Source organism: Aneurinibacillus danicus (assembly GCF_007991215.1).
GTDB classification, from domain to species: Bacteria; Bacillota; Bacilli; order Aneurinibacillales; family Aneurinibacillaceae; genus Aneurinibacillus; species Aneurinibacillus danicus.
In genome coordinates this window covers 1-24,314 of the sequence record NZ_BJXX01000175.1, presented here as the reverse complement: position 1 = coordinate 24,314, position 24,314 = coordinate 1, and the positions used below count along the sequence as shown (strand labels likewise).

24 protein-coding genes and 1 pseudogene are annotated in these 24,314 nt (G+C 40.8%); 22 read left to right on the top strand and 3 right to left on the bottom strand.

What is annotated here, in order from left to right:
* Nucleotides 1–238: 238 nt before the first annotated feature.
* Nucleotides 239–850: a TetR/AcrR family transcriptional regulator gene (locus ADA01nite_RS18645; RefSeq protein ID WP_146811934.1), complete on the bottom strand. Its 612-nt coding sequence runs from the start codon at nucleotides 848–850 to the stop codon at nucleotides 239–241.
* Between the two features lie 411 nt (nucleotides 851–1,261).
* On the opposite strand from ADA01nite_RS18645, the gene ADA01nite_RS18640 reads away from it, so the two are divergent.
* The 17 genes from ADA01nite_RS18640 to ADA01nite_RS18565 all read left to right on the top strand — a co-directional run bounded on the left by ADA01nite_RS18640 (nucleotide 1,262) and on the right by ADA01nite_RS18565 (nucleotide 19,182).
* Complete coding sequence (locus ADA01nite_RS18640) at nucleotides 1,262–2,443, top strand: acyl-CoA dehydrogenase family protein (protein ID WP_146811933.1); 1,182 nt, start codon at nucleotides 1,262–1,264, stop codon at nucleotides 2,441–2,443.
* A 71-nt stretch (nucleotides 2,444–2,514) separates the two neighbouring features.
* A complete protein-coding gene (locus ADA01nite_RS18635) occupies nucleotides 2,515–3,900 on the top strand; it encodes an LLM class flavin-dependent oxidoreductase (protein WP_146811932.1) in 1,386 nt (461 codons plus the stop codon).
* Nucleotides 3,901–3,912: 12 nt separating this feature from the next.
* Nucleotides 3,913–5,304, top strand: a complete 1,392-nt coding sequence (locus ADA01nite_RS18630) for an MFS transporter (protein WP_146811931.1) — start codon at nucleotides 3,913–3,915, stop codon at nucleotides 5,302–5,304.
* Nucleotides 5,305–5,481: 177 nt separating this feature from the next.
* Nucleotides 5,482–6,687 carry an acyl-CoA dehydrogenase family protein gene (locus tag ADA01nite_RS18625; RefSeq protein WP_146811930.1) on the top strand — a complete coding sequence of 402 codons (1,206 nt, stop codon included), beginning with the start codon at nucleotides 5,482–5,484 and terminating at the stop codon, nucleotides 6,685–6,687.
* A 167-nt stretch (nucleotides 6,688–6,854) separates the two neighbouring features.
* Complete coding sequence (locus ADA01nite_RS18620; protein WP_246147416.1) at nucleotides 6,855–7,952, top strand: sugar ABC transporter substrate-binding protein; 1,098 nt, start codon at nucleotides 6,855–6,857, stop codon at nucleotides 7,950–7,952.
* 89 nt (nucleotides 7,953–8,041) lie between these two features.
* Entirely contained in the window at nucleotides 8,042–9,568 is a 1,527-nt protein-coding gene (locus tag ADA01nite_RS18615) for a sugar ABC transporter ATP-binding protein (protein WP_146811929.1), read from the top strand.
* Nucleotides 9,543–10,538: an ABC transporter permease gene (locus ADA01nite_RS18610; protein WP_146811928.1), complete on the top strand. Its 996-nt coding sequence runs from the start codon at nucleotides 9,543–9,545 to the stop codon at nucleotides 10,536–10,538. Before ADA01nite_RS18615 ends, ADA01nite_RS18610 begins: the two co-directional genes overlap by 26 nt.
* On the top strand, nucleotides 10,531–11,559 hold the full coding sequence (locus ADA01nite_RS18605) for an ABC transporter permease (protein ID WP_146811927.1): 1,029 nt from the start codon (nucleotides 10,531–10,533) through the stop codon (nucleotides 11,557–11,559). Before ADA01nite_RS18610 ends, ADA01nite_RS18605 begins: the two co-directional genes overlap by 8 nt.
* A 750-nt stretch (nucleotides 11,560–12,309) precedes the next feature.
* The gene (locus ADA01nite_RS18600; protein WP_146811926.1) at nucleotides 12,310–13,134 is read left to right on the top strand and encodes an ABC transporter ATP-binding protein; all 825 of its coding nucleotides are present in this window, start codon (nucleotides 12,310–12,312) and stop codon (nucleotides 13,132–13,134) included.
* A complete protein-coding gene (locus ADA01nite_RS18595; RefSeq protein ID WP_146811925.1) occupies nucleotides 13,134–14,075 on the top strand; it encodes an ABC transporter substrate-binding protein in 942 nt (313 codons plus the stop codon). The genes ADA01nite_RS18600 and ADA01nite_RS18595 overlap by 1 nt, the downstream gene beginning before the upstream one ends.
* Nucleotides 14,076–14,159: 84 nt before the next feature.
* Nucleotides 14,160–15,182: a FecCD family ABC transporter permease gene (locus ADA01nite_RS18590; RefSeq protein WP_146811924.1), complete on the top strand. Its 1,023-nt coding sequence runs from the start codon at nucleotides 14,160–14,162 to the stop codon at nucleotides 15,180–15,182.
* 8 nt (nucleotides 15,183–15,190) lie between these two features.
* The gene (locus tag ADA01nite_RS18585) at nucleotides 15,191–16,207 is read left to right on the top strand and encodes a FecCD family ABC transporter permease (RefSeq protein WP_146811923.1); all 1,017 of its coding nucleotides are present in this window, start codon (nucleotides 15,191–15,193) and stop codon (nucleotides 16,205–16,207) included.
* 157 nt (nucleotides 16,208–16,364) lie between these two features.
* Nucleotides 16,365–16,961 carry an MSMEG_1061 family FMN-dependent PPOX-type flavoprotein gene (locus tag ADA01nite_RS18580; protein ID WP_146811922.1) on the top strand — a complete coding sequence of 199 codons (597 nt, stop codon included), beginning with the start codon at nucleotides 16,365–16,367 and terminating at the stop codon, nucleotides 16,959–16,961.
* A 166-nt stretch (nucleotides 16,962–17,127) separates the two neighbouring features.
* Nucleotides 17,128–17,406, top strand: a complete 279-nt coding sequence (locus tag ADA01nite_RS22255; protein ID WP_170230369.1) for a hypothetical protein — start codon at nucleotides 17,128–17,130, stop codon at nucleotides 17,404–17,406.
* Between the two features lie 474 nt (nucleotides 17,407–17,880).
* Nucleotides 17,881–18,492: a LysE family translocator gene (locus ADA01nite_RS18575; RefSeq protein ID WP_146811921.1), complete on the top strand. Its 612-nt coding sequence runs from the start codon at nucleotides 17,881–17,883 to the stop codon at nucleotides 18,490–18,492.
* Nucleotides 18,493–18,695: 203 nt separating this feature from the next.
* On the top strand, nucleotides 18,696–18,929 hold the full coding sequence (locus ADA01nite_RS18570) for a hypothetical protein (protein ID WP_146811920.1): 234 nt from the start codon (nucleotides 18,696–18,698) through the stop codon (nucleotides 18,927–18,929).
* Nucleotides 18,922–19,182 carry a hypothetical protein gene (locus ADA01nite_RS18565; RefSeq protein WP_146811919.1) on the top strand — a complete coding sequence of 87 codons (261 nt, stop codon included), beginning with the start codon at nucleotides 18,922–18,924 and terminating at the stop codon, nucleotides 19,180–19,182. The genes ADA01nite_RS18570 and ADA01nite_RS18565 overlap by 8 nt, the downstream gene beginning before the upstream one ends.
* A gap of 50 nt (nucleotides 19,183–19,232) precedes the next feature.
* Here ADA01nite_RS18565 and ADA01nite_RS23155 read toward each other — a convergent pair whose 3' ends face one another.
* Nucleotides 19,233–19,361 (bottom strand): aspartyl-phosphate phosphatase Spo0E family protein, encoded by a 129-nt coding sequence (locus tag ADA01nite_RS23155; RefSeq protein ID WP_146811918.1) that lies wholly within the window; start codon nucleotides 19,359–19,361, stop codon nucleotides 19,233–19,235.
* A gap of 718 nt (nucleotides 19,362–20,079) precedes the next feature.
* On the opposite strand from ADA01nite_RS23155, the gene ADA01nite_RS18555 reads away from it, so the two are divergent.
* The 5 genes and pseudogenes from ADA01nite_RS18555 to ADA01nite_RS23150 all read left to right on the top strand — a co-directional run bounded on the left by ADA01nite_RS18555 (nucleotide 20,080) and on the right by ADA01nite_RS23150 (nucleotide 23,908).
* Complete coding sequence (locus ADA01nite_RS18555; RefSeq protein ID WP_146811917.1) at nucleotides 20,080–21,285, top strand: LLM class flavin-dependent oxidoreductase; 1,206 nt, start codon at nucleotides 20,080–20,082, stop codon at nucleotides 21,283–21,285.
* An 88-nt stretch (nucleotides 21,286–21,373) separates the two neighbouring features.
* A pseudogene (locus ADA01nite_RS18550) lies at nucleotides 21,374–21,511 on the top strand (sigma 54-interacting transcriptional regulator); the annotation flags it as partial.
* A gap of 248 nt (nucleotides 21,512–21,759) precedes the next feature.
* Nucleotides 21,760–22,044, top strand: coding sequence for a hypothetical protein (locus ADA01nite_RS18545; RefSeq protein ID WP_146811916.1), 285 nt, complete (start codon nucleotides 21,760–21,762; stop codon nucleotides 22,042–22,044).
* A gap of 94 nt (nucleotides 22,045–22,138) precedes the next feature.
* Nucleotides 22,139–23,578 (top strand): aldehyde dehydrogenase, encoded by a 1,440-nt coding sequence (locus ADA01nite_RS18540; protein ID WP_146811915.1) that lies wholly within the window; start codon nucleotides 22,139–22,141, stop codon nucleotides 23,576–23,578.
* A gap of 210 nt (nucleotides 23,579–23,788) precedes the next feature.
* On the top strand, nucleotides 23,789–23,908 hold the full coding sequence (locus ADA01nite_RS23150; RefSeq protein WP_371863580.1) for a hypothetical protein: 120 nt from the start codon (nucleotides 23,789–23,791) through the stop codon (nucleotides 23,906–23,908).
* Nucleotides 23,909–24,001: 93 nt separating this feature from the next.
* On the opposite strand, the gene cspD is transcribed toward ADA01nite_RS23150, so the two are convergent.
* Nucleotides 24,002–24,202, bottom strand: a complete 201-nt coding sequence (cspD, locus tag ADA01nite_RS18535) for a cold-shock protein CspD (RefSeq protein WP_146811914.1) — start codon at nucleotides 24,200–24,202, stop codon at nucleotides 24,002–24,004.
* Between the last annotated feature and the right edge of the window lie 112 nt (nucleotides 24,203–24,314).

Below are 24,314 nucleotides of genomic sequence, written 5' to 3'. Positions count from 1 at the left end.
CGTAATAAAAGTGGTGGGAGTTTTACATCTGAATAACTCCTAATTTTTTTACTCAAACTATTCCTCCCGCGTTTTATTCCAGCCTTTATCATATCTGCCTTTATACTACGTCGGTGTTCTTCCGCTAAATTAGGATTCAACCGGCTTGTTGCCCTTCCTAAAAAACTATAGAAATGCTTACATCCACGATCAAGGGACCGATTGCCCAAGGACCCAATGTTTGTTCTTTTCAAGGAAGTTAATCAATTTTCTCCATTGTTTTATAAACCCCAAGAATAAAAAGTCTAGTCAATTGTAATGCCATATATTGTGGCTTATACCCGATTGTACCTTCCAGCCACTTAACGACTACACCGATAATCGATGAGCTTATATAATCAAGCAAAATATCTGAGGGTACGACCGGTTTCTGTTTCATGCGCATCAATGAGAACTGTGTATAGTAGCATTCTCTTATAGCTTCACGCATTTTATCGATGAAAAACGCGGGCTGCAATCTCGTAAACATAATGCGATAAAATTCCTCGTTTTGAGCTACATGATTAAATAGAGCTTCGAAGAAGGGGTCGGGAACATCAAAGTTCGCTTTATATTTATTCTCGTGGGTTATATTATCTCTTAATCGTTTTGTTAGTGATAATAGCTTTTCCTCAACGATTTTATTCAACAAATCATATTTGTCTTGATAATGAGAGTAAAATGTAGATCGATTGATATTAGCACATTCAGTGATATCCGTTACGGAAACTTCGTCAAAGTCCTTCTCAGAAATTAAAAACATTACCGCTTCTTGAATGGATTGACGTGTACGATTGATTCGCCGATCTTGAGTGGCCTTCATTTGAGACATCGCTGAACCTCCTATTCATCAACATTTGTTCCGATTATGCTGGTTAAACAACGCTAATTTTTTATGCTTTTACTTCGTTGTGCGATGCTAGAGACGGTATATGGTTCCGTTCTTTAACCATCAAACAACAATCGTCAACAAACTGTTGTTTAAACATCAAAATCCAATATATTGACTGTTGAAAGCTTAATTTTTGTTGTTATAATAATAAACAAAGTAACCCGATTTAATCAATGGGTATTATTCTGATTATATACTGTCGACTGGTCGACCAGAGACACGATAGAAGGAATGATCGTTCATTCCGGATACGTGTCTCTTTTTTTTATGAATGAGGGAGGTTTTTATGGCGTCTAGAGAACGGATGCGCAGGCTGGTTGACCAAAAGAAAATTGGAGAGGAGATTGGAGTATGAGTGTTACATTGAAAAAATCAGAGGACTTTATTGCAATTGCTGCTAAGCTTGCAGCTGAGTTTGCTGTTGATGTTAAAGAACGTGACCATATAGGTGGCACACCAAAAGCTCAAAGAGACGCTCTAAGAAAGAGCGGTTTACTAAAATTATTAATTCCAGAGGAATATGGAGGATATGGAGAGTCATGGATTACTGTGCTACATATTGTACGTGAACTTGCAAAAGTAGATGGTTCGATTGCGCACTTATTTGGATATCATACGTTATTTTTGGCAAACCTATTTTTCTCCGGAACAAATGAACAAAAATTATATTATTTTACAGAAACAGCGGACAAGAATCTATTTTGGGGAAATGCAGTGAATCCATTAGACCATAGCTTGTTTGCTGTACGCGACGGAGAGCGCTTGATTTTAAATGGTAAAAAGTCATTTAGCACAGGTTCTCCAGACTCTGATTTTCTTTTGATTTCCTGGGAGGAAGAAAACAATCCAACCTTATTTATGGGTATAATTCCTTCCGATCGTACAGGAGTAACGATTCATGACGATTGGGACGGAATTGGTCAAAGACAAACAGGAAGTGGAACCGTAACTTTTGAAAACGTAATTGTTGAGAAAGGGGAGGTACTTCCAGGAGGTTATTACGGAACCTCTCCATTTTCTACACTTGGAGCTACTTTTTCTCAAAGTGTGTTGTTAAACATCTTTTTAGGAATTGCTGAAGGCGCCTTAGAGGCGGCGAAACAATATACAGTCACTCATTCAAAACCCTGGTATACATCCGGTTATGAAAAAGCAACAGATGATCCGTCGATTCAAAGCAAGTATGGGTACTACTGGATTCGTATACAGTCAGCGATCGGTTTAGCGGATCGGGCGGCAGAAAAGGCTGCGCAGGCATGGGATAAACAGTTTGATTTAACAGAGAAGGAACGCGGTGAAACAGCGGTCCTTGTGGCGGCAGCAAATGTGTTAGCTGGCGAGGTGAGCATTGAAGTTACGAACGGGATTTTTGAAGTAATGGGAGCTCGTTCCGCTTCTAGAAAACATAACTTCGATCGTTATTGGCGAGATGTTCGTACGCACACGTTACACAATCCGGCTGAATATAAACGCCGAACAGTTGGTAAATGGTTCTTGAATGGAGAATTCCCTATACCAGGAGAATATGCTTAAAGAATCGCCTATGTAGGATTTAACAGCTATTCATCAATCATAAAGAAAAAATGAATCAGGAGGACATTGAAATGACGAAAAAACGGATTTACTTAAATGCTTTTGATATGAATTGCGCGGGGCATCAATCTCCCGGCTTATGGACACATCCGGATGATAAATCTTCAACCTATAAAGATGCTGAATATTGGATACATCTGGCAAAGGTATTAGAAAAAGGGCGTTTTGATGCGATTTTCCTTGCTGATGTTTTAGGAACGTATGATGTTTACCAGGATTCACGAGACCCAGCAGTACGCCAGGGAGCCCAGGTGCCTGTTAACGATCCAGCTTTTGTTGTTCCCATCATGGCTCAAGTGACAAAACATTTAGGCTTTGGATTAACAGTTTCCACAAGTTACGAACATCCTTACATTTTTGCAAGACGTATGTCGACTCTGGATCATCTGACAAAAGGGCGTATCGGCTGGAATATTGTTACCTCTTATTTAAATAGTGCTGCTGTTAATATCGGATTGGACCAACAAATCAGCCATGATGAACGCTATGAAATCGCGGATGAATATATGGAAGTTGTTTATAAACTTTGGGAAGGCAGTTGGGAGGATGATGCAGTTCTTCTGGATAAAGAGAAAAAAATTTATACAGATCCAAAAAAAGTTCATGACATTCAACATGAAGGAAAATATTACAGGGTGCCCGGTGCACACTTATGTGAACCTTCCCCTCAAAGAACACCCGTCATTTTCCAAGCCGGTGCTTCCAAAAGAGGTCGCCAATTTGCCGCTAAACATGCTGAACTTGTATTTATTTCCGTTCCAACCGCGCAAATTGGTAAAACATTCGTGCAAGCATTGCGAGAAGAAGCTAAAAATGCCGGACGCAATCCGGATGAAATCAAAATTCTTTCATTATTTACTCCCATTGTTGGACGTACACAAGAAGAAGCGGCAGCAAAATTCCACGATTACCGGAAGCATACGAGCTACGAAGGAGGACTGGCGTTATTGGGCGGATGGACTGGTGTAGATTTTGCAGGATACGCCCCGGATGACAAAATTGAATATGTAAAAAACGATGCGATTCATTCCGCAATAGAGACATTTACAAAAATTGATCCAACGAAACAATGGACGGTAGGAGAGGTCGCTGAATTTGTAGGAATAGGAGGAATGGGAAAAGTTGCGGTTGGAACCCCTGATAAAATCGCGGATGAGATGGAACAATGGATAGACGAAACTGGCGTCGATGGTTTTAATATTGCTTATGCGGTGACACCTGGTACATTTGAAGATTTTGTAGAATATGTGATTCCTATATTACAAGAGCGAGGTCTTGTTCGTAAGGAATACGAGGAAGGTACTTTCCGTAAAAATTTATTTGGATACGACCATTTGCCGGAGCACCATCCGGGACGTCAATATCGGAATCGCTTTTCCTTGCAAATGATTAAATGAGGAGGTTTTGTAATGCTATCTTTGAAGAATGACCTATTCTATCGTCTGGATAAGCTTAAATGGAACAAATTCCATACTACTGTTTCAATTGCCCTTGGAATCGCATGGATGCTGGATTCTTTCGAAGTGATGATTGTGACAAATATCTTGTATATATTAAAAGATATGTGGAATTTAACCGCTATTCAGCAATCTTGGATTGTGAGCATATGGCTTATAGGGATTATGATTGGTGCCTACACTATGGGGTATCTATCGGATAGATTTGGTCGCAAACGATTATTTTTAATCACTTTAATCCTATATGGTACGTTTACCTTGCTTACAACACTTTCCTGGAATTTTGAATCCTTTCTCGTGTTACGTTTAATAACCGCTATTGGAATAGGAGCAGAATATGCAGCAATCAATGCTGCAATAAGTGAATTTATCCCAAGTAAATATCGTGGAAAAGCGAACGCATCAGTTATGAATTTTTGGTCGCTTGGACCTATTCTTGCGGCTCTGGTAACGCTTTACTTTATTAATACATTACCTCCTGAGTGGGGATGGCGTGTTGCTTTTGGCTTTGGAGCACTCGTATCACTTGCTGCACTGATTATAAGAAGATATATTCCCGAATCCCCACGCTGGTTAGTTGAAAACGGCGATGTGGAGGCGGCTACAAGGATAGTAGAAGGAATTGAAAAGGGCATAGTTGTGAACGAAAGTTCTTCCTCTAAGAAGTTAAAAAAAGCTAAACTACGCAAATCGTTTTTTAAGCAGACAAAAGAATTAATCACAGAATATCGAGGGCGTATTGCTTTAGGATGCTTACTAGACTTTTCTGATACTTTTGGGTACTACGGGCTTTTCGCTATTCTTCCTATCAGTATTTTACCTGCTATTAATCTAGAGGAATCTTTTGTTCCATACTTTTATTTAATCTCTAATATTGGCGGGCTAATTGGTGGTATATTTGCTGCTTTACTTTTGGAAGGAATCGGCCGTAAAAAGACAGTTCCTTTATATTTCATATTAGCGTCTATTAGTGTATTTCTTCTAGCATACTCTACAACAACAAATAATTGGATCTGGGTGCTAATTGCGTTTACTATCGCTATCTCCTTTGCAAATGGAAGCTGGATTTCAGCCTACGTAACTTTTACAGAGTTCTTTCCGACTCACCTTCGATCAACTGGAATCGGGCTATCGGTTGCATTCGGGCGTATAGGCGGGATTATTGCTCCTTTAATTTTGACAGCAGTTTCCTCTTCATTTGGAGTAGAGTACGCCATCATAGTCCTTGCCGCTGTCTGGTTAATCGGGCCAATTGCCATGATACCTTGGTACTTTAAAGGCGTAGAAGGCAAGGGGACCGCTCTTGAGGATATGTTTATCCGGGGAGAAAAAATTGTAGGCTAATGGATAAAAGATTTTTCAAGATAGTTCTTTGTTTTTAATCCTACAAAACATATATGATAAATAATAATTTTCGTGCTAGGGTTAGGGGGTGTGGATAGCAGGTTAGAAGTCGATCATTATCCTGTTATACGTAATTCTCTATCTGTCAAACGAGTAAATGAGGAGGTTTTATTACCAATGTCAAAAACGGTTACTGAGAATATAAAAAAAGCAACACTCACAATTGATCAAGTACGTGAAAGAATTCGTAGAATTGTAGATGAAGTTATTCGCCCTAATGCGAATCTTATTGATAAAAATAAAGAATTTCCGAGTGAAAATCTCGCTGCTCTTGCAAAGGAAGGGTTTAATGGCATTTTACTTCCAGAAGAACTAGGGGGATTAGGACTAAACTATTCAGCTTTCGCACTTGTAGTACAAGAAATTGCAAAAGTGTGCCCCTCTACCGCATTAATTTATACGATGCACATTGAAGCAGCCCGTGTCATTTACTCGCACGGAAATGCAGACCAATGGGAGCGGTGGTTAAAACCAATCCGCAACGGAAAGTTTGGAACCACATCAACAAGTGAAGGAGAAACCGGAGGACATTATTGGTATAACGTTAGTGAAGCTGTAAGAAAAGATAACGGTTATATTATTAATTCACAAAAATCTTTCACCACCAGCAGCGGATATGCAGATTTTTATGTATTTCAAACTAAGTCACCCAATGCTAAATCGCCAGATGACATCACCTACTTTATTGTGGATGGTCATCAAGAAGGCATAGAGCCTGGAGAATGGGCGGCACTTGGTGTACGTGGAAATCACAGCTCTTCCCTCCGGCTTCGCGATATTTACGTGGATCAAAGAGATCGAATAGGCGAAGAGGGCGAAGGAAAAGAGATTGTGCAAAACGGCATTGCTTATTTGATTGGCTTAGGGGCTACATGGACTGGAGCGGCTATCGGGATTTTAGATGAAACACTTGCTTATGCGAAACGAAAAGTCCATCAAGATGTGAATAAAGCGTTAAGTGATTATCAAATCATCCGTAGTCAGTTAGCAAAAGCAAAAATTTTAACAGATAGCTTGCAAGCCTGGCAGAAAGATTTGACGTCTCAACTGGATGACTGGTTAAAAAGCGGAGAAAAGTATGCTTCAGAAGAACTGAAAAATATCCTGCTGGAATTTAAAGTACACGCTTCCGAAGCAGCAAATGAAGTAGCACAAACGGGGCTTGATGTGAGCGGAGGTTTTGGCTATCGCGAGGGAACACTGGAAAGATTATACCGCGATGCACGCGCTGGGATTGTCATGGGTCCGTCTAATAATATCGCTCGTGAAATGATCGGGAAGAATCTTGTTGGTATTATGGATGATCTTTGGAGTGGTAAATAAAATCTAAAGTATTATCCGAATGATGTGGCAACTCCATCCTCATAACTTCAGGAGCTTTGCTTAGGGATTACCTCACTCTTTTATTTAAACGATGAGGTAATTCCTTATTAATTACTTCATTAAATTTAGACAAGATTTTATGAGTTTTATTAGGAGGGGGAAACGAGATGCTGACAATAAGCAAGTTTAAAAGGGGTTTTACGTTTTTATTCATTCTGAGTATATTAATGATTTCTGCTTGTTCAAATGATACGGTATCCACAGGCAATACTAAGTCGGGAGCAACTGATACGGCTGCAAATAACAACTCTAGTAAGGAAAATAATTCAAAAAATTATAAGGACTCAGGTGTTAAAGGTGTCATTGATGGGAAGCCTGTCCCCTCCCTTGAAGGCAAGAAGATAGGTGTTGCGGTCATTGGAACAGACCATAACTGGGATCGACAAGCTTATCAGGGACAGATTGACCGCATAAAGGAACTTGGAGGGGTCCCGATTGCTGTTGATGGTGAACGTAATGACCAGAAGCATATTGCGGATATTGAAAACTTGATTTCCCAGAAACCTGATGCGATCATCAAGCAGCTCGGTGATACAAAAGTATTTGCTCCGGTGCTAAAAAAGGTACATACTGCAAAAATTCCTTTATTTACTGTTGATCATCCCAGTGAGTATAGCATCACCAATCATATGTCTGATAATTATTTCATCGGGGAAGCATTAGCGCGTAAAATGTTTGAAGATATAGGTGGAGAAGGAAAAATAGCTGTTTTTAACGGATTTAGCGGGGTACGGGTTTGCGCTATTCGCTATGACATGATGAAATATGTAGCAAAAGATTATCCCAAAATTGAATTTATTGAACCGGAATTACAGGATGTTATTCCTGGAACAATAGAGGATGCCAGAAAGAAGGTTCAGGATTTACTTGTTAAGTATCCTAAAAAAGGAGAACTGAAGGCGATTTGGGCGGCTTGGGACATACCAAGCATTGGGGCAGCCCAGGCTGTTGATGCTGCGGGGCGCTCAGATATCAAGGTTTATGGTGTAGACGGAGATCCGGCTGCAATTGATATGATTGGAGATCCTAACAGTTCCTTTGCTGCTGATATGGCGCAGGAACCTTATAAAATTGGTCAGTCAGCTGTCGATACAGTTGCCCGCTATTTGGCTGGTCAACAGGTGCCAACATCAGTTTATGTCGATCCACTCCTTGTTACAAAAGATAATGCAGAAGAAGCTAAGAAGATTTTATTCAAGAATTAGCTTATGAAGTTATAAGGCAGAGGGAGAGATGTTTTCTCCCCCGGCCATAACTGCCTATACAGTTCTGGGAGAGGAGTGAAGGTAGATTCATGAGTGAAGACTACGTTTTAGAAATGATAAGTATTGATAAGGAGTTTCCTGGAGTAAAGGCCCTTCAAAATGTCAATTTCCAGCTGCGTGCCGGTGAGATTCACGGATTAATCGGAGAAAATGGAGCCGGTAAGTCGACACTAATGAAGATACTGGCTGGAATCTATAGTCAAGATAGGGGAGAAATTCGGTTTCGGGGTCACATTCAGGCCCCTTTGACACCCCGATTAGTAAAAAAGCTGGGAATTCACTTTATTCATCAAGAGAGGTATGTTGTATCTTATTTGACTGTAGCTGAATCATTATTTTTAGGCATTGAGCCTGCTTATACACCATTAAAATTAATAAAACGGCGATCTATGGAAAGGGAGGCGGAAAGAGTCTTAAAAGAAACAGTGGGAGTTTCGATTCCTGGAAATAAACTGGTAGGAGATTTAACTGTAGGAGAACAGCAATTATTGCAGATTTGTCGAGCATTGCTTCAACAACCAAAAGTAATTGTGTTTGATGAGCCTACAGCTGTACTTGCCAAACGTGAGGCAGAACAATTATTCAAGATTATTAGAGAACTGCGCAAAAAGGAAATTGGAATTATTTATATATCACATTATTTGGGCGAAATCCTGGATATATGTGACCGCATTACCGTATTACGCAATGGGGTCAAGGTTAATACGATAGAAGCCAAAGGGGTAACGATTGAAGATATTGTTTATATGATGGCTGGCCGTCATATAGATGATCAGTTTCCTTCAAAAAATAGGAACATAGGAGAAATTTTACTAGATATTAAGGGCTTAACCCGTGCTGCATTATTTCGGAATGTAAGTTTTCAAATCCGCAGTGGCGAGATAGTCGGTATTACCGGATTGATGGGGTCAGGCCATACTGGACTTGGCATGGCAATATTTGATAATTACGGCATCACTGATGGGAGCATAGAATTCGAGGGAAAACGTCTCTCTCGTATTAATCCTGAGCGAGCGGTATCTTTAGGGATGGGGTATGTACATGAGGATCGGCGAAATCTAGGGATCATTCAGAATATGTCTGTTCGGGAAAATATAACTCTTGCAAGTCTAAAGGACGTAAGCAAAGGTGGTGTCATTAACGCTGCTCGTGAATCTCAGAAAGCGGCTAAATTGATAGAAAAGCTAGAGATCCGTACTCCAAGCCAGGAAGAAGCAGTAAATTACCTTAGTGGCGGGAATCAACAAAAAGTTGTCATAGCTAAATGGTTAAGCAGTAGGGCAAAGTTATATATTTTGAATCAGCCTACGGCCGCTGTGGACGTAGGGGCTAAAGCAGAGATTTATACTCTTATCAGTCAAATGGCTGAACAAGGAGCCGGAGTACTCTTAATTTCCCAAGACCTTCAGGAATTGGTCGGCCTATGTGATCGTATTTTAGTCATGTATCGCGGGGAAATTATACAGGAGCTAGCTGGAGATAATCTTACAACGGATCAGGTGATGGTTTGTATGATGGGAGGGAACCTGAATGACTCAGGCAACAACAACGAGTAAATCCTTTATCAATATCCATCATTTACTAAGATATAGCGGGTATGCAGCATTTTTCATTGTAGCTGTATACTTCTCGCTTCGTTCACCAGCTTTTTTAACCCCGGAGAATTTGATTAATATTTTAGTTCAGTCAAGCGCATTAGGCATTGTTGCATGCGGAATGGCTTCTGTATTGATTGGCGGAGGTAATCATGTTATCAGGGGTGGAAATGAATTATCATTAGCACATAATCTTGCTCTTAATGTTGCTGTCACAGCCGTGTTAATTAATAATGGTTACTCCTTTCTTACAGCTTATGGAGTGGCCGTTTTATGCAGTATATGTATTGGAATCCTAAATGCATTCGCGATTGTAAAACTAAAGATTATTCCTTTGTTAGGAACCTTATCTATGATGTATTTGCTACAGGGTGTGATCATGCTTGTAACAAACAACACCGTTGTAAGCGTGGCTGATCCCACTTTAATTTCTTTAGCCAATACCCGCTTTTTAGGGGTACCAATTCCCGTGTGGATATTCGCCATTGTAGGTTTCATATTATATGTTCTGCACCATAAAACGGTATTCGGTAATTGGATGTATGCAGTTGGAGGCAATCCTCAAGCTGCGAGAACGGCCGGAGTGAATATTAATATTGTATTGGCTATGACTTATATGATTGCTGCAATAACTGCTGCAATTGCCAGTTTGCTAGTAATTGCCCGTTTATCGGGCAGTTCACCCGGAATAGGAGATATTATGTTATTGGATATTATACTAGCGGGCTTAATGAGTGCTATTTTTACCCGCCTTTCCATACCTAATATTCCTGGCGCAATCATTAGCGCGGTTTTTGTAGGGATGCTATCTAATGGATTTACTCTAATAAACGTTCCAACATACTGGGTTTATGCAATTAAGGGGGGCTTAATACTGGTGGCTGTTTCGATTACGACGATACAGCAAAGGAGAATGATTAGAAATGCCTAAACTTGCAGTTAAAAATATTTTTCCTCCAGGTAATGCTTTAAGAGCAGGAAGAAGCTTAACACATTTCAGTACTCTTATTGCCTTAATTGGGGTCATCTTATTATTTTCCATTACTTCTCCTTCCTTTCTTAGTATTAGTAACTTAGCAAACATTTTAAGTCAATCTGCAGTATTAGCTTTGGTGGCTATTGGATTATGCTTTGTAGTCGCTGGCGGTGGGATAGATCTTTCAGTAGCCGTATCATTTGACATTGGAGCTATGGTTGCAGTCATGATGTTACAGGAAGGCTTTGATTGGCTGCCAGCTATTATTTTAGGATTAGTTGCAGGGGCCGCAGTAGGCCTTTTTAATAGTTTTTTTGTTGTCAAAATTAAGATTACTCCTTTTCTAGTAACACTGGGGACTCTTTTTATCGGAGAAAGCATAGAAAAAATTTTCACAAGAGGCGGCGAGCCAATTTATTTGCCGGGAATGGATGAAATATTCAAGTTTTTGGGGCGCGGCAGCTTATTAGTTCTGGAGACAGAAGATGGAGGCCGGATCGATTTTAAGTTTTCTATTCTTCTCGCCCTCTTAACAGCTTTCGTGGCTCATTTTGTTCTTAAAAGAACTATTTTTGGGCGTCATTTATATGCTTTAGGAGCTCAAAAGGAAGCGGCTGCTCTTTCAGGGGTGCCGATTGGAAGATATACAATCTATGCCTTTTTATTAAGTGGTGTTATTTGCGCATTGGCTGGAATGATCGGTTCCTCTGTGCTGACAGCCTATACACCTTTGAGCGGCCGTTATTACTTAATGGATGCGATAGGTGCTGTTTTTATAGGAAGTACGTTAAGCCGTCAAGGCCATGCGAACATACCCGGAACATTAATTGGAGTTCTCTTCTTTGGTATTGTAGCTAACGGTCTTAACTTGATAGGAATTAATTTTTACTGGCAAGGTGTTGCACGAGGGCTTTTAATCTTCCTTATACTTGTACTTGACTCCCTCATCTCAAATAGAAGAATTCAGGATCATTAGAAGAATTTTGTTGGCATTACAGATGATCTGTGGGGAATGCAGCGGTAGGAAATGTCGACTGATTTTTCCGTAAATGGCTCTCGGCTGATTATCATTATTGATATAGCACAAAATTTTTAGTAGAATGATATTAAGAATCAATATCACTAATCAGTATGCATTTGAGCAACAGGAGGGGGGCAGCAATGGAGTATGCAGTGAATGGATTGAGTGATATTTACAGCGTTTTGTCGATGGACAAAAATTGATGAGAAGGTAAAATACTAAAAAAGTTGTGCTAAATAAATGAAGGAAGCCGTACGCCTTCTTTGAGAAAGAAGGAAAACAGGTAGTAGAGGATATTGGAACGGAAGTGGCCATTGCTATTGCTGAAATCGATCTCTCCTTTATTGGATCTAACAATGAAAATGGGCGAAAGATAAACCGAGTAAGAATAGCATAGATAGGGTAAAAAAGAGACTGTTCCAAAAGTAGAAGGTACTTAAGGATACAGCCTCTTTCTTTGTTTGCTCGCTTTACTTTTTGGCGTGTAGCCATAGATGGTAAGTTTGGTTATCGTTTTTTTGATAGTAGCTAACCGGGTATTGTAGAACAGGCTCATTTCTACGTTATATTTGCACCAGAACCGTAAAACGTATAATATTGATAATTGACAACAATTATCAATATCAATATATTTGTAATGTAATTGTATACAACATGGCGTGATTGCTTTGAAGTTGCTCACCAAAAATAAAAGGAGAAATTGCAGTGCCCAATTTAGTTACTGAAGATTTATATGTTTCATATGGGAATATAAATATCGTAGAGGGGCTTAATTTGCAGATACCTAAAGGTAAAATTACCACGATTATCGGTCCGAACGGCTGCGGAAAGTCCACTACATTAAAAACAATGGCACGTATTTTACAACCAAAGAAGGGAATTGTCTATTTAGATGGTGAAGCCATTAGCAAACAATCTACAAAGGAAGTTGCTAAAAAAATGGCTATTTTACCGCAAGCACCGGATACACCATCAGGGCTGACAGTTTCTGAGCTGGTAACATATGGGCGATTTCCTTATCAAAGCGGTTTTGGAAAAGTAACGACAGAGGATAAGAAGATTGTAGACTGGTCATTAACGGTAACAGGAATGATTCAGTTTAAAGATCGTTCGGTAGATGCTTTATCGGGCGGACAAAGACAGCGTGTATGGATTGCAATGGCACTTGCGCAACAAACAGATTTAATCTTATTAGATGAACCTACAACATATTTGGATTTAGCACATCAACTGGAAATTCTTGAGCTTCTTAACGAATTAAACAAAAATCAAGGCCGTACTGTTGTCATGGTTTTACATGATTTGAATCATGCGGCGAGATTTGCCGATTATATTGTAGCGATGCGTAATGGGAAAATCGTAAGCGAAGGGGAGCCGGAGAAGGTAATAACGTCAGAAACATTAAAAAAGGTATTTCAGATTGACGCCGAAATTGTACAAGATCCTCGAACGAAAAAACCAGTGTGTCTTACTTATGATTTGTTGAAAGATAAAAATCACACGGATAGAAAATCTGGGAGGAAAGAATAGTGAAAAAAGGAAGGTCTTTAGTGCTCATCGTAGCAACGTTACTTTTATTTGTTATTTTTACTGGATGTTCAAATAAAGAGGAAGAAGGGAAAACAGAAAGCAACACAAGAGTAGTAAGCTCGTTGAAAGGCGATGTTAAAATCCCGGCGAATCCTAAACGTATTGCCGATATTTCAGGAGCCAGCGAGGATTTGGTCATCTTAGGGCATACTCCAGTCGCTACAGCAAACGGAGATGCATACAACACAAAAGAGTTTCCGGACTATCTGAAAGATAAAATGGGCGATGCCAAAATCGTAGGATATAACATGTCAGATACAATGGATGTAGAAGCTATACTGGATACCAATCCGGATTTGATTATCATGAGTGAGAGACAAGCAAAAATTTATGATCAATTGAAGGAAATCGCACCGGTCGTTATGATGAAAGATTATGCAAATGACTGGAGAACAAGAATGGTGGATGTTGCAAAACTATTCGGGCAAGAAGAGGACGCAAAAAAATGGTTGAGCGACTATGATAAAAAGGCTCAAGAAGCAGGAAAACAAATCATTGAAAAGAATGGGGATCAAACGTATTTATCGGTATTGGCAAGCGGCGGTCAATTTTTCGTTTTGGCGGATGCGGGTATAGGTGGAATTTTTTATAATGATATGAAGTTGAAGAAACCTGTTAATCTGCCGAAGCAACAAGGAATCAGCTTACCGGTTGTCACAATTGAAGGGCTGTCTCAAATTGATGCCGACCATATCATCGTCATTGCAACAGATGCTGATAAAAAAGCTCTGGAAAGCAGTTCTGTATGGAAGTCAATGAGAGCAGTGAAAGACGGAAAGGCAACGATTCTCAATAGTACGCCATACTTTACGCAAGGATATCAGCCAATAGGAAAAGAATTGCTATTGGATACGATTAAAGAAGAAGTTACAAAGAAATAAGACGATCATACGGGGTTGGCTGAAGGGATAAGATTGCCTTTCTGTCAGCCCATATTTCTTTTTGCCCGGAGGAGCAATATAACAATGGATAAATCAACACATGTATATGATGAAAAAAGAATCTCTCGAATGATTATTGCATCTTCCATAATCATTATCGGACTCATTCTTTTGTCTTTGGGGATCGGATTGTCTATTTCGTTAGGGGCTAAAGATATAAGCTTATCGACCGTAATCAGCAGTATCTTTACGGGAAAAGATGCTGTGGACTCTGAAATTGTAAGGGATGTAAGATTGCCCAGAGCCATTGCCGCCGCTTTAGTGGGAGCATTCTTGGGCGTGTCAGGCGCTATCATGCAAGGAGTCACCAAGAATCCTATTGCAGATCCTTCTATCATGGGAATTACACAAGGTGCTACGCTGACCGTTTCGGTCGCTTTTGTGATGCAGGCTGGAATAGGCAACGTAGGTCTTATGATTTTTGCGTTCATTGGTGCAATGGTCAGTGGTTTGCTGGTTTACTTTCTAAGCACTAGATCCATAAAAGGTGTGGACCCGGTAAAGCTTGTATTGGCGGGAACGGCTCTCGGGACTTTATTCATATCGTTTGCAATAGCCATCGCCATGTATTTCAATTTATCTCATCAATTGAGCTTTTGGATTGCCGGGGGATTGACGACTGCAACATGGCAGGGTGTTCAGTTGTTGTCGATTGCAGGTGTTTTTGGGGTGATTGCCGCTATCATTATTTCGTCAAACCTTACAATATTGAGTTTGGGAGAAGAAGTGGCTATCGGTTTAGGGAAAAAGACGAATACAATAAGAATGATAGGGATACTCATTGTTATACTGTTAAGCGGAAGTTCAGTGGCAGTAGCCGGAAATATCGCCTTTGTAGGGCTTATTGTGCCGCAAATAGCACGAAGTTTAGTGGGACCGGATTATAGGTATATCATTCCTTGTTCACTGGTCATAGGTGCTGTTTTATTAGTTTTCAGTGATATCATGGCTAGAATGATTAATCAGCCGTATGAAACTCCGATAGGTTCCTTGACTGCATTGATAGGCATACCATTCTTTATATATCTTGTCCGAAAGGGGGGCTGAGAATTACAATGATAGCCACCGGCAAACAGAAAAGGTTTATTTGGACGGTCACAACCTTAGTAATTATTATCTTGTTGACATTTATAGTCAGCTTAAATCTAGGCTCTTTTTCTATCAAGCCGTCAGAAGTAATTCAAACAATTCTGGGACAAGGTACAAGAAAGCAAGAAATAGTGCTCTTCAACATGAGACTCCCGAGAATCGTAATGGCGATACTGGTAGCCACTGCTTTAGCCGTATCCGGGACGATTCTTCAAGGTATAACGAAAAATGATTTGGCCGATTCTGGAATACTGGGTATCAGCTCGGGGGCAGCTTTAGCTGTAGTCATGTATATATATATTATGAACGGTAATATTTATGAAGGGATCAGTGACATCACTATTTTTACCATGCCCGTTGTAGCTCTGGCTGGCTCCGCATTTGGTGCGTTTTTAATCTATTCGCTTGCCTGGAAGAAAGGGTTAAATCCAACAAGATTAATTTTAATAGGAGTAGGAATCAACGCCGCATTCAATGCTTTATTGATTGTATTTCAGCTTAGATTCACTACGCAGGAATTTAATAGGGTAATGGTTTGGATTTCAGGAAGCATATGGGGAACCAATTGGAACTATGTAATAACAATACTGCCATGGATAATCATCTTTTTGGTTTTAACGATGTATAAGGCAAGGTATTTAGATGTTTTACATTTAGGAGACAGCTTATCGACAGGGTTAGGTGTGCAAGTAGAAAAAGAAAGACGAACACTTTTGCTATTTGCGGTTGCTTTAGCGGGAGTTGCGACTTCTGTTGCAGGGACTATCTCATTTTTAGGACTTATTTCTCCACATATAGCTAGAAAGTTAGTCGGACCAAAACATAAGCTGCTACTACCAACTTCAGCATTAATTGGAACACTCCTTTTATTAATATCCGATACGGTGGCAAGAAATCTATTAGCACCTGTAGAAATACCTGTAGGAATTGTTGTCTCTGTTATTGGGGTGCCCTATTTTATTTATTTAATGGTAAAAGAATAATTATCGTATTGAGTATAATATTTCTGAAGGAGTTGAGGGATACATTCGTTTGGTTTGTATTTGTTCCAGATAAGTGACTGAGCATGAAGATCGGCCTTAGCAGTAAGGGATAGCTTACCTGTTGATTTTACAGTAGATGAAGGGCAGGATTCAATGAATGGATAATCTTAATATATTTGAGCATTCGATCAGTTCGGAGAGCGAGTTAAGAAAATTTATCGGCACTCCGCACGAAGCGGTTGTCAAAAAAAGTATAACCAGGATGGATGAACATTGCAGGAATTTTATATCGATGTCCCCACTCTTATTCTTATCAACTTGTAATGAGGAAGGAAAGTGTGACGTTTCCCCTCGTGGAGATCATCCAGGATTCGTATATATTGTTGATGATTATCATCTGGTTATTCCGGATAGACCCGGTAACAGAAGGGTTGATTCGATGTTAAACATTCTCTCTAATCCTCACGTGGGACTCGTCTTTCTTATTCCTGGTATGGAAGAAGTGCTGCGTATCAATGGACGTGCATGCGTAATACGAACCGCTGACATTTCGGAAAAGTTGCAATTGAGCGGAGAGCCGCCTTTACTTGGCATTGGAGTAGAGGTGGAAGAATGTTTTATCCATTGTTCTAGAGCTTTGAAAAAATCGAATGTATGGAAAGTGGACGAATGGCCGCCAAAACAAAATTTGCCATCCGCAACCCAAATGTTTCATGCACATTTGAAGTTAAATGGCATGACGCTTGAAGAGTGAATTAAACAGAAAAGACATTAAAACGGATTCCACGTTACCCGTATATCCTTTTTAGGATCGAGTGAAAAGCTGCAGGAGTCTCGTTTAATTTTATTATCTACGAAAACCACCATGGCTTTTGTGGTATGAAGGAAAGGAGAGAAGAGGAGGAAAGGATGATTTCAATGTGGAAAAAGGCGAACGCCTTTTTCTTCTCGGGATCTTATTTCCTCTTCCCTTTCCTTCTTTTCTCATGATTTTTACAGAAAATAGGCGCAACGACAAATCATTGCTTGCAGGCCTTCCCACCGCAAAGGCTGCACAAACAGAAATGGCTGGCCGGAAGCTCTCTGTGGAACATGGCCGACTTACGGCATATCTCATCTATAGAGCAAAGAAAGCCGGTGGGCGGCTATCTCTTCTCAACGAACAGAAGAATCAAAGTAGCTACGGGTCCAAGAAATAAGGAAAGAAGAAACCAATTTAGTCCTGTTCTATTTTTGCCTTGTGCTAAGCCTGCGTTAATAAGAGCTAATGTCCCCCAGCCTACAAAGAATTGATTTTCCATAGTCACAGCTCCTTTACCTAACTGATGGTATTATTTACGTATGTGAAAATAGGGGGGTTCAAGAACAAAAAAAGCGCCCCTACTGGCTGTAAATAGTAAGGGCATGGATAAAGGAAGTTAGTACACTTTCTAATACGAGGATAGAAGAACAAAGTTACAAAAAAATGCCCTCTCTGGATTCGCGGTCCAGAAAGGGTAAACCCTTGCTTGGCAACTTGGTAAAAATATTTTACCATAAGCAGGGGAAGTCGTCATGCAAATGTCGGTTTTGTCGAAAATTGACCGGAAGGCTATACAGAAAACGACCATAGCTTTTTTGAAAGTTGAGTGTTTTGCGTACAGAGGAATATAACTAAGACAAGGGGGAAGACAATGATTACGTTTGTGTTGGTTGTATTGGCATTATTTCTAATACCTGGACCGGCTGTAATGTTGACTCTGGCTCGAAGCATAAGCGGAGGAAGAAGGATTGGAATATATACAGGTATCGGCATTGCCGTTGGTGATTTGATTCACACGCTGGCCTTAACTCTTGGCCTCTCTGCTATTCTAATGACGTCTGCACTTGCCTTCGAGGTGGTAAAATATTTGGGTGCAGCATACCTATTTTACTTAGGAGTGCGTGCGTTTCTTGAAAAATCAGCGGGAATTCATATGCCTTCTGTTCAGCGTATTGACTCCCACCGAGCCTTTCGTCAGGCGGTTTTAACTGAGGTACTCAACCCCAAAACGGCGCTGTTCTTTCTCTCCTTTCTGCCCCAATTTGTCCAGCCGGAAGATGGTCAAGTCATCATCCAACTGTTAGTTCTCGGCCTAACTTTTGTCACATTGAGTATATTCTATACCACACTTTTAGCCTTTACTGCTGGTTCCCTGGGCCAATGGCTCTCTCAACATCAAGGTATAGCGCGCTGGCAGGGGAAAATAATGGGATTTATCTATAGTGGCTTGGGTGTGCAGATAGCCTTACAACACCAAGATTGAATTGGTTGGTTTTAGAGAAAAATAAAATTCCCTGACTTAAAAAATTTGAAAATCTAAAACTATTTTTTGCTTTGGGATAGCTTGTTTGTAGAAATAGTTTCCATAAATCAGGTTCTCGGACATTCTTTAGACTATAAAATTGATCTTGGGAATTGTGACAACAAACAAAAGGCAAGTAGAATAAAAGTATGGGGATACTGCGTATGTCCATGCATAAACCAAAGTATGAAATGTCCAGGAGGAGAAGTCGGATGAAGTATCGCGTGCTCATTCCAGACAAGCCAACAGTGCGACATATGGTGTGCTGCTTAGAGAGCTTAGTTTCCCAGTTGAACCGCATTGATAAGCTGGATAAGACAGTTACATGTGTTCGTATGAACACACAAATCCAAGCTATAGAAATCGAAGTGGCTGAGGAGGAGAGTCGGCATGTTTGAGAGTATGCATGGCGAGCTAAAGACGTACCAACTCATGGAAGAAGAGGGCATAACCGATCGGGAAATGATGGCCGTGATTAATAAGCGGCCTGCCCCGGTCAAAACTTTAGGCCAGAACGCGAAGCGCGCAGAGCAAGCGTTAGAGACAGCTCGTATCTACAAGCAAATTGGTTTTGTGGGTCTGGAGATACAGACCACACTAAATTATGAGCCCCGGTATCAGGCCAAACAAGCAAAAGCGGGAAGCCAGTAGAAGAGTGTGCTGTTTGGAATATAGATGCCGGGGAATGTTTTTTTTATTTATTAAGAAGAATGCTGTGCCTTCATGGCCTCTATAATTAGGGCATCAAGTTGTTGGCTAACCATGATTACATCGGGATGCTGAAAATCAAAATCATGCTTTTCTGCTATTGATATCAGAAGTTGCTTCATGTCCTCAATCTCAGACGTAGATACCGTATTCAACTTTATTCATTCCCTTACTTGTGAATCATTAACAAATTTAGCTTGTTTCTTTATGTATGACAACTGCAAAATTTACACTTTCATTCATGGAAAAAGTCGGTTAGATTTTAATGATTTAGATTCCAGTTGTTAGGATGGAAAATTTGGCGTGAAGATGGTAGTTTCTTAGCAGGAGATTGGCGTACCTGCTGGCTGACAACATGTTCTTTAATGAAAATTGGCTTAAATTTTCAGGGGAGCATACATAATAAAAAGTTGAGTTGGTCAATATAGCTGGACAATTGTTTATGTTACAAGTAATTGCGACTACTAAACTGAAATTAATAATGCCTCTAACCTAATCTATAAAATACTTCTTCGACTAGCTAGCTCCGTTAGCCATTCATTAATTTCCGTATTGATATGCCTGTCTTTTTATAAATTGTCAAGGACCCAAATGAAATACCAGAAAATCGGTAAGGCTCAACCATTGAGTCAACTAAACTTTCTATATAATAAGAATAATTAGAATATTTTTATAATTGTATTGACAGAAAAAATGACAGTGTATTAGTATGTTAACATACCGAATATAAGAAAATGATACCGATAATCGGTACAAAAGGACTGAGAAGATGAAGCTGTCTACCAAAGAAAATTCGATGCAAACCTTATATCGGGACATACTAATAAGGAGTGATTGTCAGTGAAACATGTTTTATTTTGTTTGCCCGCACTTCCTGCCTCGGAATCAGAGCGTATAAGGATACGCCCCATCGGGCACCGCACCGATAAGTGGCAACAAATGTTCGATGAGGTTTTGGAGCTTGCCAAAATGGCTGATGACATGGGGTTTGAAGCGATCTCCTTCCCCGAGCACCACCTGCATTCCGAAGGGATGGAGATGGGCGGGCCGAGTTCATGGTACATGAATATAGCCAATCATACCAAGCGAATAAAGGTTGGACCACTTGGATACGTCCTTCCCGCCTGGAATCCCATAAAGCTGGCCCAGGAGACTGCCTGGCTGGATCAGATGACCAAAGGACGCACCATTGTTGGTATGGCCCGTGGTTATCAGACGCGCTGGTTCAACACGTTGACCCAGCATTTGGGCATCCAGACGGCATCCAGCGATTCCTCCGAGCGAGATCAGATGAACCGTCGACTATTCGAGGAAGTCTACCAGATCCTCAAGCTCGCTTGGAAAGATGAGGCTTTCAATTTCAAGGGCGAGTTTTACCAGTTTCCTTATCCCCACGAAGGTCATGAGTGGGCAGAGTACCCTTATACACAGAAGTTTGGTGCGGAAGGTGAAATTGGCCCGGACAACCTCCTGAAAAAGATCTCGGTGGTACCGAAGCCCTACCAGGATCCGCACCCAAAACTCTTCCAAGCCTTCTCATTCAGCGAAAGTACGATTCGGCATTGTGCGCGTGAGGGGATCACTCCTATCATTATTACTTCCTGGCCTGATGAATTCCGCAGGATGGCAGAGGCTTACCGAGATGAGGCTGCCAAGGTGGGGCGTAACCTGCCGCTAGGAAAAGATATCGGGGTATTACGCCAGGTAAACTTCGGCTCGAGCAAGGCGGATGCACTGAATCAAGCCCAGTTGGGTGTAGCTGGATATGGCTGGCAAAACTTCTGGGGCTATAGCGGATTCTATGAGGCCTTCCGCCGGCCCGGAGAGACCGGCAAGATCCCATGGACTGTAGAGAGGATGGAGGAAGCCAGCTACCTCTATGCAGGAACGGTCGACGATGTGCGGCGTGGCATGAACGCAATGATAGAGGACGTAAACCCTGAGTATATGTTCTGGTGGGCTGACCAGGGCTTACTTCCCTTTTCCACAGTCAAGCGTAACCTGGAGATCTACGGCGAAAAGGTCATGCCCGATACGTTAGGCTAACCAGAATAGGTAGGGAAAACAGTTCGTCAGCCGATGGCTGCTGGCGGACTGATTCTTACTTGGTTCGCCGGGTGCTCCTGAATCGCAGGTTCACCTGGTATGGTCCATTCAAGAGCAAGAGATTACGCGACTGGGCGGCACTCACTTCATTCCGATTAATGTCAGGGTGATTGCTGCTACCAATAAGATTGGAATCCTCTACACAATCCTCTACTATCGAAATTAATCCAAATCAGCCCAAGACTTAGATATGAATCGAAGTTCCATATACTGAAAATTGAAAAAGTACGGGTATGATGCAACAAGGTTAAATATGACGTTGAAAAGGCAGTCAGGGTGTTTCGTAAGTAAAGGGTGAGTTTAGTATTATGGAAAAAATTCAGACCGAAACCCATATTCATATGCCGGATTTGTTATTCTCAAGGTTTTGTGAAGAAGAATATAAATTAAGAAAATATGAAATATGGTGATAAAATGGCAAATAAGGCACAATCTCAGACTGATATTCTTGACGCAGCGTTGTTGCAGGTTGCAAATGAAGGGAAAGTCTATATCACCTGTATGGGTGATTTAGGTTTTCCTAATATCTCAGTGCGACAGGTGGATGTTTACGAAGGTAAGTTAATCTTTAGTTTGATGAAGGGGGCATACTTCTATGTCGATCATGCCACCTTCATTTCATTAGTTAGTCCAAAAAGATGCGGCTCTTCGGGATGCGAAGCGAGATTCAAGCGTCCAGGTTATTTTGTTCCGTGCTGAAGGTACTGTATTTTCAACTGGACACGATTTATAAGGACTACTTTTCTTAAGTAGAACTTTTGACAATACACAAGAAACGGGGGAGGGAATAGATATGGAAATTTATGATAAACTCTTTATCGGTGGAGAGTGGGTTCAAAGCAGTTCAATAAAAATGATGAATGTTGTCAATCCTGCAACTGAGGAAGTTTGGGCCCAAGTTCCCGAAGGGAATGAGGTAGACGTGGATCGTGCTGTAACAGCTGCCCGTAACGCTTTGAATGGCCCGTGGCGAAAAATGAGTACTTCCGAGCGCGGGGCGATTTTGCGGAAAATGGGCGATCTTTTCAAAGAGCATGCTTACCGTCTGGGTAGTATCGAAACGAAAGAGAACGGTAGACCTTTACGCTTTACCACCCGTGAAGCAGATATTCTAAGTCAGTGGTGGTATTACTATGCTGGTTTGACCGACAAGATCCATGGAGAAACGATTCCTTTTGAAGATGATAAGCATATTTTTACAACACGAGAACCGTTAGGAGTAGTTGCAGCGATTACTGCTTGGAATGTGCCGCTTACGCTCCTTACGTGGAAACTGTCTGTCGCGCTGGCTGCGGGGAATACAGTTGTCTTGAAACCAGCGGAATCCACACCGATTACGGCGCTGGAAGTAGCTAAGTTGATAGAAGCAGCAGGATTTCCTCCTGGTGTTGTAAATATTGTGACGGGTACCGGAGGAGTAGTCGGAGAACGATTGACTTCTCACATGGACGTAGACAAGATCTCATTTACGGGGAGTGGGGATACAGCTCGAAAAATTATGAAGTCGGCAACAAGTAACATTAAGAAACTCTCTTTTGAATTAGGAGGTAAATCTCCTCAGATTATTTTTCCTGATGCGAACCTGGAGTCAGCCCTTGAATCTGCTGTAGCCAATGGATTCGCCCACACTGGGCAATCCTGCACATTGGGTTCGAGGGTACTGGTACATGCTGATATCTACGAGGAGTTTGTCGAGAGATTTAAAGAGAGGGCCATGAAGATTACAGTTGGCAGTCCGCTAGAGGAAGTGGATATGGGGCCTCATGCCCATAAGGAGCAATTGGAAAAAACAATGAGTTATATTCAGATTGGGCAAGAAGAAGGAGCCAGGTTGCTTATGGGAGGGGATCGACCAGCCCATTTGGAAAAAGGCTACTATATTAATCCTACCATTTTTGTCGATGTAAAACCCACAATGAGAATTGCTCAGGAAGAAATCTTTGGTCCAGTAGTGAATATTATCCCTTTTTCAGATGAAGAGGAGGCGGTCACCATTGCGAATAACGTTTCTTACGGATTGACAGCAGGTGTTTGGACTAAAGATTTAGCCAGAGCCCACCGTATGGCGAAGAAATTACAAGCCGGAACGGTTTGGCTTAATACATTCCGTTATATTCGCTGGGTAACGCCTTACGGTGGGTATAAAGCAAGTGGAATCGGCAAAGAGAACGGAATTGAGGCGCTAAAAGATTTTACTCAAGTAAAAACGGTGGTTGTGGATTTAAATAATTGATAAAAAGTATTATGAAAAATCACTGAGATGATTGTGACGGCGAACAGGCTTCAGTGGTTTTCCGTGATCCTTGTCATATTTCCCAGGTAATTCAAGATAATCTTTGCCACCGTCTTCTCCAAGGTATTTAGTAGATTCGACACCTAATAATTACCCGGTTGAGATGGGGGTGGCAATTATTTGCTTATCAATCGGCATGGACCGGCTTCCGTGATAGAACGTCTCGATCGAAACGAGCAAGTAGACCCGTCTGAGTATTACTTCCGAACCGCTCTCGTTTTTGAAACCGCCTCTCCTAAATTTGGTCACAGTAACCTCTCCTTTATTTAGTAAATGCATTTTAGTAACAAAAAAAGCTGTTAACATGATTTGTCAACAGCTTGAACCCATAAATTTATAGTATGATCTTTTTTTGTTATGATTTTATAACTTAACAACGTTTGCAGCTTGGGAGCCACGATTACCCTGTACGATATCAAAGCGTACTCGTTGACCTTCTTCTAAAGATTTAAATCCATCGCCAGTGATAGCAGTGAAATGTACGAATACATCATCTCCACCTTCTCTTTCAATAAACCCAAATCCTTTTTCTGCATTAAACCATTTTACCGTACCAGTATTCATTAAAAAACCTCCAAAAGTTTATTGTAATATGTTACTTAATATTTTATTGTAAAAATAAAAATTCACATATTATCACGAGCCATATATATACTGAAAATATAACCCCTGATAT

Bases quoted from the DNA above. Each gene is read 5' to 3' on its own strand.
- ADA01nite_RS18580 (WP_146811922.1), top strand. From the start codon at position 16,365: ATGGATAATCTTAATATATTTGAGCATTCGATCAGTTCGGAGAGCGAG.
- ADA01nite_RS18620 (WP_246147416.1), top strand. From the start codon at position 6,855: ATGCTGACAATAAGCAAGTTTAAAAGGGGTTTTACGTTTTTATTCATT.
- ADA01nite_RS18640 (WP_146811933.1), top strand. From the start codon at position 1,262: ATGAGTGTTACATTGAAAAAATCAGAGGACTTTATTGCAATTGCTGCT.
- ADA01nite_RS18570 (WP_146811920.1), top strand. From the start codon at position 18,696: ATGTCCATGCATAAACCAAAGTATGAAATGTCCAGGAGGAGAAGTCGG.
- ADA01nite_RS18615 (WP_146811929.1), top strand. From the start codon at position 8,042: ATGAGTGAAGACTACGTTTTAGAAATGATAAGTATTGATAAGGAGTTT.
- ADA01nite_RS18590 (WP_146811924.1), top strand. From the start codon at position 14,160: ATGGATAAATCAACACATGTATATGATGAAAAAAGAATCTCTCGAATG.
- ADA01nite_RS18605 (WP_146811927.1), top strand. From the start codon at position 10,531: ATGCCTAAACTTGCAGTTAAAAATATTTTTCCTCCAGGTAATGCTTTA.
- ADA01nite_RS18610 (WP_146811928.1), top strand. From the start codon at position 9,543: ATGACTCAGGCAACAACAACGAGTAAATCCTTTATCAATATCCATCAT.
- ADA01nite_RS23155 (WP_146811918.1), bottom strand. From the start codon at position 19,361: ATGAAGCAACTTCTGATATCAATAGCAGAAAAGCATGATTTTGATTTT.
- cspD (WP_146811914.1), bottom strand. From the start codon at position 24,202: ATGAATACTGGTACGGTAAAATGGTTTAATGCAGAAAAAGGATTTGGG.
- ADA01nite_RS18625 (WP_146811930.1), top strand. From the start codon at position 5,482: ATGTCAAAAACGGTTACTGAGAATATAAAAAAAGCAACACTCACAATT.
- ADA01nite_RS18630 (WP_146811931.1), top strand. From the start codon at position 3,913: ATGCTATCTTTGAAGAATGACCTATTCTATCGTCTGGATAAGCTTAAA.
- ADA01nite_RS18635 (WP_146811932.1), top strand. From the start codon at position 2,515: ATGACGAAAAAACGGATTTACTTAAATGCTTTTGATATGAATTGCGCG.
- ADA01nite_RS18540 (WP_146811915.1), top strand. From the start codon at position 22,139: ATGGAAATTTATGATAAACTCTTTATCGGTGGAGAGTGGGTTCAAAGC.
- ADA01nite_RS18585 (WP_146811923.1), top strand. From the start codon at position 15,191: ATGATAGCCACCGGCAAACAGAAAAGGTTTATTTGGACGGTCACAACC.
- ADA01nite_RS18565 (WP_146811919.1), top strand. From the start codon at position 18,922: ATGTTTGAGAGTATGCATGGCGAGCTAAAGACGTACCAACTCATGGAA.
- ADA01nite_RS18575 (WP_146811921.1), top strand. From the start codon at position 17,881: ATGATTACGTTTGTGTTGGTTGTATTGGCATTATTTCTAATACCTGGA.
- ADA01nite_RS18645 (WP_146811934.1), bottom strand. From the start codon at position 850: ATGTCTCAAATGAAGGCCACTCAAGATCGGCGAATCAATCGTACACGT.
- ADA01nite_RS18545 (WP_146811916.1), top strand. From the start codon at position 21,760: ATGGCAAATAAGGCACAATCTCAGACTGATATTCTTGACGCAGCGTTG.